General features: G+C 52.2%; 6 protein-coding genes. 5 read left to right on the top strand and 1 reads right to left on the bottom strand.

What is annotated here, in order from left to right; genetic code table 11:
* Nucleotides 1-357: 357 nt before the first annotated feature.
* On the bottom strand, nucleotides 358-1632 hold the full coding sequence (locus AAC086_RS05605) for a D-tagatose-bisphosphate aldolase, class II, non-catalytic subunit (RefSeq protein ID WP_339776350.1): 1275 nt from the start codon (nucleotides 1630-1632) through the stop codon (nucleotides 358-360).
* Between the two features lie 144 nt (nucleotides 1633-1776).
* Between AAC086_RS05605 and AAC086_RS05600 the strand changes: the two genes are divergently transcribed.
* The 5 genes from AAC086_RS05600 to AAC086_RS05580 are packed head-to-tail and all read left to right on the top strand — an operon-like array spanning nucleotide 1777 to nucleotide 6604.
* On the top strand, nucleotides 1777-2556 hold the full coding sequence (locus AAC086_RS05600) for a DeoR/GlpR family DNA-binding transcription regulator (RefSeq protein ID WP_339776347.1): 780 nt from the start codon (nucleotides 1777-1779) through the stop codon (nucleotides 2554-2556).
* A 2-nt stretch (nucleotides 2557-2558) separates the two neighbouring features.
* On the top strand, nucleotides 2559-3506 hold the full coding sequence (locus AAC086_RS05595; RefSeq protein WP_339776344.1) for a BadF/BadG/BcrA/BcrD ATPase family protein: 948 nt from the start codon (nucleotides 2559-2561) through the stop codon (nucleotides 3504-3506).
* Nucleotides 3507-3522: 16 nt separating this feature from the next.
* Complete coding sequence (locus tag AAC086_RS05590; protein ID WP_339776342.1) at nucleotides 3523-4797, top strand: extracellular solute-binding protein; 1275 nt, start codon at nucleotides 3523-3525, stop codon at nucleotides 4795-4797.
* A gap of 23 nt (nucleotides 4798-4820) precedes the next feature.
* Nucleotides 4821-5726 (top strand): sugar ABC transporter permease, encoded by a 906-nt coding sequence (locus AAC086_RS05585; protein WP_339776340.1) that lies wholly within the window; start codon nucleotides 4821-4823, stop codon nucleotides 5724-5726.
* Nucleotides 5726-6604: a carbohydrate ABC transporter permease gene (locus AAC086_RS05580; protein ID WP_339776339.1), complete on the top strand. Its 879-nt coding sequence runs from the start codon at nucleotides 5726-5728 to the stop codon at nucleotides 6602-6604. The genes AAC086_RS05585 and AAC086_RS05580 overlap by 1 nt, the downstream gene beginning before the upstream one ends.
* The last annotated feature ends 25 nt before the right edge of the window (nucleotides 6605-6629 follow it).

The following is a 6629-nucleotide window of genomic DNA, read 5'->3' as shown; positions in this document are numbered from 1 at the left end:
TCCGCTTCAGGGGGGCTAAATATTTAGTCTCATGATTCAATGCTGCATCACATGCTCGACAATAGAAGAAGGCATTATGAGAAAAATTTTACACGGCAGCGCCTCTGGCATTTCCACATCGATAGTATTCAAATACGTACCGACGAAGGAAAACTTCACTTATTCGTTGTGCTCAACCGAACCTCGAAATTTGGTTTGTTAAGATACATGCCAAAGCCCCTGCTCAGAGGCCCGCCGTTGGATCGCCGGAGATTGGCGTTTTCCGCGCTAAATTCCTGGTTGGAAAAAAGCGCGGAAGCCCTGAAATTGTCGAATTTTTAGAACGCAGAGCTAACAAGAAGCTGGCGGACTAAACATTTAGGCGCGTCGACACGCAATTTCGTAGTCGTGGATGACCAGGCGGATCATTTCTATGATCAGGGTTTGTGCGGTTGGTTTCTGTTTTTGAGTCGCGAAAAGTGGATAGACTTTTGGCAGGAACTGGCTGATCAGTGGTTCGGGCAGATCGCGGTTTTCCAACCGTGACAGCAGGCTATCGACCGCTTTGGTCGCGGCATCCGTTGGCCAGTAATAGCGAATGCGATCGCTGTAAGAAAAATGGCGTTGCAGGCGTTGGGCATCAGCATTGCCAGGGTAATATTTCTGCCAATGCTGGGGGTGGGCCAGCATCAGTTGTTCAAGCTTTTCGGCCAGAGAATCTGCCTTGCCAAGTTGATCAAGGAAACCGGCGATCTGATCAAGGCCGTACAGAGCTTCGCGCATGGCGAAGGTTACGCCGGGGCCAACCTTGAGAATGGCGAAGCCGTCTTTCACCAGGGAGGACAAGGCGCTTGTCGGCTGGTAATCGGTGGAATGTGCTTCGAAGACAATGCCGGGAATTTGTTTCAATGCTGCGCTGAGTTCCGTTGCTGCCGTCGGGTTATAATAGACAACATTTTCGTTACCAAATTCGACGCCTGGCTGAACGACAAGGCCAATAACGCGCGAAAATGCGTCCTCCAGTTTCAGTTTAACAAAGGCGCTACGATGTGCCTCGTAAGTCGCGATGGCGGCGTCCGGGGATGTAACTTCAAGGTGGTCAAGGGCCTCCATCGCGCCGCCAGGAATTGGAACCTCGGTGCCGATAATATAGACGGGCTTCAGGCCCGAAGCGGCATTCTCTGATACTCGCGCAAGCCGGGCCGAGCGTTCGGCAATTGTGGTATCCGAAAGCGGGGCATGATCATCGGCACATGCCATTGACGTGTCGAGATGGATTTTGACAAATCCTGCTTTAACATACTGGGAAATAAGGATATCTGCCTTTTCCATGGCCTCGGTTGCTGGCAGGTCTTTCCAGGGGTTTGGCCCAAGATGATCGCCGCCGAGAAACAGGTTTTTTAGATCAAAGCCAACCTTGTTTGCAATCTGTTCGACGTAAAGACGAAAACCTGACGGCGTCATGCCGGTATAGCCGCCATCCTGGTTAACCTGATTGCAGGTTGCCTCGATCAGAACCGGTGTTTTGTTGGCAATCCCTTCTCGCAAGGCGGCCTCGATAACCAGTGGATGCGAAGAGCAGATTGAAGGTATTCCCGTTATCTCGCCATCGGCACGTGATCGCAGCATTTCCAATAAGGGATTGTACGTCATCTTGCTTTCTTTCATCTGGAGTAAATCAAAATACGTCGGTAACATGACTTTTATTGGTTATAATCGATCATAAAAATGCTTGACAATGATTTTTTTTGATCGGAATATCATTGCAGAAAGTTCAATAAGGGAGTCTGGATTTCAATGAAGGGCGATCGCCTGTCTGCCATTCGGCAATATTTATACAATCATGGGTTTAGCCATATTCAGGCGATTGCCGATGAGGTCGGTGCGTCATTGGCAACGGTTCGTCGCGATCTTTTGGCGCTTGAGGCGCAGGGCGCGATTGTTCGGACCCATGGTGGGGCGCGTATCGCCGACGCCGTCGGGATCGAAGTTGGCTTTGAACAGCGTGAACGGTCAAACCTTGCGGCAAAACGCGCGATTGCCGATGCTGCCTATGACTTGTTGATTCCTAAAAGCAGTGTGTTTCTGGATGCCGGGACGACAGTGCTGCAAATTGCACGCCGATTGCGGCTTGATCCGATGCCGCTTTCGGTTTTCACCAATTGTGTGACGGTCGCCCAGGTTCTGATGGATGTTAGCGACATTCGCATTACGCTGATCGGCGGGCAGTTGCGCCCCGAAAATGCATCAATGGTCGGGCCTATTGCCGAAAGTGCGCTGGAACGGTTGTGGTTTGATCAATTGTTCCTTGGTGCCGGGGCGATTGCCGACGACGGTTGGCTCTATAGCCTTGATGATCATGAAGCGCGGGCAAACGAACTGATGCTGGCGCGGTCGTCTAGCAAGGCTTTGCTAGTTGATTCTTCGAAATTCAGCCGTCGCCTGACCTATCGCGTTGGCCCGGTTAGTAAAGACCTGCATGTCATTACCGACGACGCCATTTCGGATGAATGGCGAACACGCCTTCGTGATATTGCGGCCCCTGTTACTGAAATCGCGATTAAGGATGCAGAATAGCGATGGCTTGTATTCTTGCCCTTGATGCTGGCGGCACCAAAACCCTGCTGGCAATCGCCGACCCACAAGGGGCCGTTACGACGTTGAGGTCGGGGCCAAGCCTTGATCCAACATCCGGGACAGACTGGCCAGGATTGTTGCGAGAAATGGTTGCGCCCGTCATCGTGCAGAAAGGTTTGCAGGCGGCGGTTATGGGGATGCCGTTTCATGATGAACTTAAAGTCCTGTCGCAAAAACAAAATACCGTCGCGGCCGAGTGCCTTCCGTGCCCGGTTTTGGTGCAAAACGATGTGCGGGTTGCTTTTGACGGGGCTTTTGCCGGAACTGGCGGCGTGCTTGTGCTGGCGGGAACGGGATCAATGGCGTGGGCAAGCCTTAATAAAGCTGGCGATCCGCATTTCAGAATTGGCGGATGGGGCGACAGTTTTGGCGATGAAGGCAGCGCGTACTGGATCGGGCGAGAAAGCCTGGCGCTGGTTGGGCGTGGTCTTGATCGCCGCAATGAAACAAAAACCTTTGCCGACGCCGTGTTGTCGGAAATGTCATTGCGCCCCGATGAATTGATCGACTGGGTGTATGCGCTTGAAAACAGGCGATCCTCCATCGCTGCCATTGCCCGGATCACCGGGCGGCTGGCCGAGGCGGGGGATAAGGATGCGCAGACCATTCTCGATCACGCCTGTGATCGTCTGGTCGAACATGCCGATGCCGCGACAAGATTGCTCGATACCAGTGCCCCAATGCGCTGGAGCTATGCCGGAGGTGTGTTTGATAATTCCTATGTTTTGAACGGTGTTCGCGACCGTATTGGGTCCGAGCCACTTATCCCCGTCTTGCCACCGATTGGGGGTGCCTTGTTGCGCTGTGCGCAACAAGCGGGCTGGAACGCCGACCATACCTTTATTGAAGGTCTATCCGTGTCCCTGAATGCAGCTTTTCAATCATTATAATAAGGAGGCAAATATCATGAAAAGACGGACATTTATGGCAGCAATTGCTGCTACGGCTATGTTGCAGGTCGGTGTTTCCGGCACCGCTCTGGCTGATGATACCAAACCCCTCGACGGACAGAAACTTTCGGTTTTGCTGCCACCCTGGGGAACACTGCCCAAGGAAATGACGGACGAATTTACGGCAGAAACCGGCGTTTCTTTGCAAAGTCAGACCTTGGGTTGGGACGAAATCCACACCAAAATCGTCACATCGATGATTGCAAATACCGCCCCGGCCAGTGCAACCGAAGTTGACTGGTCCTGGGTTGGGCAGTTTGGTGCCGCTGGCTGGTATGATGCCTTGAACGATGATTTCACCAATGAAACTATCGCCGATGTACCGACAGCGAAGATCTTTAACTATAATGGCAGCTTGCTGGCTCTTCCCTATAATAACGATTTCCGCGTGCTGATTTATAATAAAACCCAGCTCGACAAGGCGGGTATCAAACAGGCCCCCAAAACACCGGACGAACTTCTTGCCGCAGCCAAGGCGATCAAGGATGCAAAAATAGTGGATTATCCTATTGGCTTGCCACTTTCTGCAACCGAGGGAACATCAACGGCTTGGTATCTGCTGACCAAGGCGTTTGGCGGTGACCTGTTTGACAAGGATTTCAAACCGCTGTTCCTTGACCCGAAATCGGGTGGGTATAAGGCGCTTAGTTTTGAAATTCAGGCATTGAAAGACGGCCTGATCGATCCGTCATCAACCGGCCTTAAGGATGTTGACGTTCAGGAACTGTTTAAAAGCGGCAAGGTTTCATTCGATGTCGCAGGTTGGGCAGGTAATTTGTCAGTTTATGCTGATCCGTCGAAGTCGCAGGTGGCCGATGATGTTTCCGCAGCCCTGATGCCATCGACCACGGGCAAGACCCGCACGATTGGTTTACCTGAAGCGATCGGTATTCCGGTTTCGGCAGAAAACAAGAATGCGGCCAAGGCATTCATTAAATGGATGCTGAAGCCTGAAACCCAGGTCAACAGCTATAATTCTCTGGGTAATTTGCCGCCGCGCCTGAGTGTTCTCAGGCAACTTGAAGAAGACGGCAAGCTGAACAATGGCAAGGTTTTACTGGCACAGGCTGCCAGTGTCGAACCGCTGTTTGCGGATGGGACGCCGGGCTGGTATCCGGAATTCTCCTCTGCTGTTTCGGCTGCCATCAATCAGGCAGCAAAAGGTCAGGTTAGCGTCGAGGACGCTCTGACGCAGATTGCGGATGCGGCCAAATCGGCGTCCCAGCAATAACGGTACGCAGAGGATAACCAGGAATGGCTTCCGCACGAACACGTGAAAAAACGCGCCGCTTTGGTAACGAGGCCTCGCTGGGCATTGCCTTTGTTATTCCCATGGTTGTCATCATGGGCGGGCTGGTCCTGCTGCCATTGCTGTCGACAATAATCGATAGTGTTTACAATGTCAGCCCCATGCGGGCGGGGACACCTTTTGTCGGGTTCAAGAACTATATCGACCTGTTTAACAATACGACGGTAAATCAGTCGTGGCGCAATACCTTCTATTACGTGGTGCTGGCCGTGATTCTTGAAACGGCGGGTGGTTTGGCAACGGCCTTGTTGCTTAACAAGGTCCAAATCGGGCGTCGCTGGTTGCTTGCCGCTGTGGTGTTGCCGTGGTGCTTGCCACCGGTCGTTAACGCAGTTGTGTGGATGTGGATTTATAACCCCAGCTACGGTCTGTTAACCGGGGTCTTGCATTCCACAGGTTTGCTAAGCGGCCCGACGCTGTTTTTCAATGACAGATACGTGATGCTGTTCCTGGTAACTCTGGTTCATGTCTGGCGCATGATGCCTTTGACAGCGATTATTTTGCTAGCCGCGCTGCAAAGCATTCCTAAAGACCTGTATCAGGCGGCACGGCTTGATGGCGCAAATTCGTTCAAATGTTTCCGCCTGATTACTTTGCCGTTGATATCGGGGGGGTTGGCGATTGCACTCAGTCAGTCGACGGTGTTTGCCTTTAACCTGTTTGACGAAGCATGGATTCTCAATCGTGCCAGTCTCGATACCCGCACCGTGATTATCCAGGTTTATCTTGATGCGTTCCAGAACCTTAAATTTTCGCTTGGCATGGCACTGTCGCTTCTGGCGATGCTCGCATCGTTGTTGGTGTCATTGTTTTACGTTCTCAAGGTTTATCGTGAAACGAGATTTGACTGATGATACACCGTAAATTTGCAGTTGCCGGTGGTAAAATCGGAACAATTATTGCGGTTCTGGTTCTGCTTTTATGGTCGGTTGGCCCTATCTACTGGTCGTTGGCAACAAGTTTTACCTCGCCGACCGATCTTGTCTCGGCAGAGCCGCATTTCTGGCCGGCACATATGACACTGGAGCATTACGCCAAGCTGTTTGGCAGTACCAGTATGTCGCAGGGCAACACGGTTGCGTCGGTTTGGCCGCAGTTTTCCCGCGCGATCATTAACAGCATGATCACATCGGTCGCGGCCACCCTTGTTACTGTAGCGATTGCGGCATTTGCGGCCTATGCCTTTGCCCGGATGAAATTTCCCGGGCGTAATGTGCTGTTTTTTGTTGTGGTCGGTACGTTGGCGATCCCCGCCTATACGGTGATGATCCCGCTTTACCGCCTGATGATCGCGTTGCATCTGGTTGATACCTATGTCGGGGTCACGCTGATTTATGTTTCGGCATTTCTGCCACTGGCTTTGTGGTTGATGCGCAGTGTTTACCAGTCCATGCCGCTGTCTTTGGAAGAAGCCGCATGGATGGACGGAGCCGGGCGCACTTATACGCTGGTACGCATTATTATGCCGCTGGCAGCCCCGGGCCTGATTGCGGCTGCCATCATCACGTTTCTGAATGCCTGGGGGCAGTTTCTGGTGCCTCTGGTCTTCTCACCGACCTTAACGACAAAGCCGCTGACGGTTCTGATCCCGGAATTTGTCAGCCGGAACTATGTCGATTACGGCCTGATTAATGCTGCCGGAATTATCGCAATTATACCGCCTGTTCTGGTGGTGCTTTTCCTCAATCGTTTTTTGGTTAGCGGCCTGATGGCCGGCGCGACCAAGTAGCGAGCATTAGCTTGTATAAAAAGGA

It is taken from the genome of uncultured Thalassospira sp. (genome assembly GCF_963976115.1).
GTDB lineage: Bacteria > Pseudomonadota > Alphaproteobacteria > Rhodospirillales > Thalassospiraceae > Thalassospira.
Note: the sequence above shows the minus strand (reverse complement) of the source record. Positions and strands in the feature narration are given on the sequence as shown.

What these genes read in the sequence shown, in the direction of transcription:
- AAC086_RS05605 (WP_339776350.1), bottom strand. Translation starts at nt 1,632, where the DNA reads ATGACGTACAATCCCTTATTGGAAATGCTGCGATCACGTGCCGATGGC.
- AAC086_RS05600 (WP_339776347.1), top strand. Translation starts at nt 1,777, where the DNA reads ATGAAGGGCGATCGCCTGTCTGCCATTCGGCAATATTTATACAATCAT.
- AAC086_RS05595 (WP_339776344.1), top strand. Translation starts at nt 2,559, where the DNA reads ATGGCTTGTATTCTTGCCCTTGATGCTGGCGGCACCAAAACCCTGCTG.
- AAC086_RS05590 (WP_339776342.1), top strand. Translation starts at nt 3,523, where the DNA reads ATGAAAAGACGGACATTTATGGCAGCAATTGCTGCTACGGCTATGTTG.
- AAC086_RS05585 (WP_339776340.1), top strand. Translation starts at nt 4,821, where the DNA reads ATGGCTTCCGCACGAACACGTGAAAAAACGCGCCGCTTTGGTAACGAG.
- AAC086_RS05580 (WP_339776339.1), top strand. Translation starts at nt 5,726, where the DNA reads ATGATACACCGTAAATTTGCAGTTGCCGGTGGTAAAATCGGAACAATT.